General features: G+C 72.3%; 2 protein-coding genes. Both read left to right on the top strand.

Annotation, left to right across the window (positions count from 1 at the left end):
• Nucleotides 1-1,121, top strand: a 1,121-nt coding sequence (locus H297_RS0125780) for a SagB/ThcOx family dehydrogenase (RefSeq protein ID WP_486589669.1), incomplete at its 5' end; no start/stop codon positions are given.
• Between the two features lie 20 nt (nt 1,122-1,141).
• A partial coding sequence (locus tag H297_RS0125775; RefSeq protein WP_027739398.1) for a condensation domain-containing protein occupies nt 1,142-2,768 on the top strand: 1,627 nt, incomplete at its 3' end.

The raw sequence follows: 2,768 nt of genomic DNA, 5'->3' as shown, positions 1-2,768 counted from the left end.
CCACCCTCTCCGCCGCACTGCCCCCTTACATGGTCCCGGCCGGGGTGAGCGTGCTCGACTCCTTGCCGCTCACCCCCAACGGCAAGGTCGACCGCGCCGCGCTGGCAAACAGCCCGGCTCTCCCCGCGCCGGCGCCGCGCACGGAGACGGACGGCGACGACGGGACCCTGATGCGGGTACTGGCCGCCGTACGCAAGGTGCTGCGCCGGCCGAACGCCGGCCAGGACGAGGACCTGCTGCGTCTGGGTGCCAGCTCCCTCGACCTGGTACGGCTCGCCAACCAGTTGGAGGCCGAGTTCGGTACCCGGCCGGAACTGCAGACCTTCATCCGGCTGACCACCGCACGTGCCATCGCCGACCACTTCCGCACCGGCACCCGCACCGAGCCGGCCACGACCGTGCCGGTGATCGCCGACGAGGAGGAGCGCGCGGCCTTCAAACGCACCCGGCCCGGGTTGCGGCGGGACCTGAAGACCGCCGCCGTGGCGCTGGAGGACGCTGCCGACACCGCGCTGCGTCCCGCGCTGCGCCGCTCCCGGCGCTCCTTCTCCGGTGAACCCGTGGCCTCCCGCGCGCTGGCGCAGCTGCTGGGCACCCTGCGGCAGCGGCAGGAGGAGGCAGGTGTCCGGGCGCTGTACCCGTCGGCCGGGGCCGTCTTCCCCGTGCAGACCTACGTGTATGCCGCGCGGGTCGCCGGCCTCGCGCCCGGTACCTACTACTACGACCCCGACGGCCACCGGCTGTGCACCGTCAGGCCCGGCGCCACCGACGTGCCCGTCCTGGCGCACTGGCCCGCCAACCGGGCGGCTGCCGACGACGCGGCCCTCCAGATGTTCCTGGTGAGCGAGCAGGCGGCGATCGACCCGGTGTACGGCGAGCACGGCGGGCACTTCGCCACGCTGGAGGCCGGCCACATGGGGCAGCTCCTCGCCATGGCCGCTGCCGAGGCGGGAGTGGGGCTGTGCCCCGTCGGAGCACTGGACACCGGACCACTGCGGCGGCTCCTCGGGCTGGGCAGCACCCACCGGGTGCTCTACACGCTGCTGGGCGGCGTCTGCGCCGAGCAGCACGAGGGCCCCGACGACGAACCGGACGACGCCTGGGAAGAGGGAAGCCTGTGAGGGCGGAAGGAACCGAGCGCATGGAGCAGCAGGGGGCCACCGAACTGCTCGACACCTTGGAGCGCCGCGGGGTGCAGATCCGGGCCGAGGACGGCACGCTCCGCTTCCGTGCCCCGAAGGGAGCCCTCACCGACGAGCTCAGAAAGCAACTCGCCGCCGCCAAGGCGGACGTCCTCACCGTGCTGCACGCCCGGGAGGCCGCACGGCAGCAGCCGAAGCGGCCGTGGCAGCCCCGGCCCGACCAGGCGTACGAGCCCTTTCCGCTGACGGACATCCAGCAGGCGTACTGGGCCGGAGAGACCGACCTGTTCGAGCTCGGCGGAATCCGGGCGCACATCCTGCTGGAGTTCGCCCGCCCCTCGCTCGACCCGGAACGGTTCGCCGCCGCGTGGGACAAGGTGATCGCCCGTCACCCCATGCTCCGGGCGGTCGCCCTCCCGGACGGCACCCAGCAGGTGCTGGAGAGCGTGCCGGGCTTCCGGCCGCACTGGCACGATCTGCGGGGCAGGGCGGACGCCGCTCAGGTGCTGGAGGGCCGACGTGAGCAGCTCTCCCACGAGGGGCCGGACACCGCGTCGTGGCCGTTGTTCTCCGTGGAGGTGTACCGCACCGAGGAACAGCACCACGTCTTCCTCACGGTCTCCCTGCTCATCTGCGACGCGCGGTCCACCGCGCTGATCCTCGCCGACCTGGAGCGCTGCTACGACGACCCGCAGCATACGCTCGCGCCCCTGGAGATCACCTTCCGCGACTACCGGTCGGCTCTGGAGGCCCTGCGTGACGGCGAGGAGTACGCCCGCGCACGTGAGTACTGGGACCAGCACGCCACCGCGCTCCCGCCGGCGCCCGAACTGCCCCTGGTGCGCGACCCGGAGGAGGTGGGAGCCCCGCGCTTCTCCCGCCGCCAGTACCGGCTGGACGCCGCACGCTGGAGGCGGCTGAAGGAGATCGCCGCCGAGCACGGTGTCACCCCGTCCGGAGTGCTGCTCTCCTGCTACGCGCGGGTTCTCGCGCGGTGGAGCAAGTCCCCCGACTTCACCGTCAACGTGCTCTCGACACAGCGGCACCCCGTGCACCCGCACATCGACGAGGTGGTGGGCAACCACAGTTCCACCATGCTGGTGGACATCCAGCCGCCGGGTGAGCCGGATTTCCTCGCCTTCGCGGGCGTCGTCCAGGGGCGGCTGTGGAGCGCCATGGAGCACAGCGTCTGCTCGGGCGTCGAGGTCCTCGCCGCGCTGAACGCCGAGCGGGGCAGCCGCACCCGCGCCACCATGCCCGTCACGTTCGCCAGTGCGCTGTACGTCTCCGAGCAGGAGGAGCGGCCCACGACGACCTGGCAGCGGCAGATCGTCACGAGCCGGATGCAGACTCCGCAGGTGTGGATCGACCACCAGGTCTTCGAGGACGAGGGCACCCTCGTCGCCAACTGGGACGTGGTCGAGGCCCTGTTCCCCGACGGGATGCCCCGGCACATGTTCCAGGCCTACGTCACGCTGCTGGAGGAGCTGTGCGATCCCGGGGCCTGGCAGCGCCCGTGCGTGCCGCCGTTGCCGGCTGAGCAGCGTGCGGCGCGTGCGGTGTACAACGATACGGCTGGTGAGGTGCAGGCGGAGACGTTGCACGGTCTGTTCGTGCGGCAGGTGG

The organism is Streptomyces sp. CNT360 (assembly GCF_000424785.1).
Note: the sequence above shows the minus strand (reverse complement) of the source record. Positions and strands in the feature narration are given on the sequence as shown.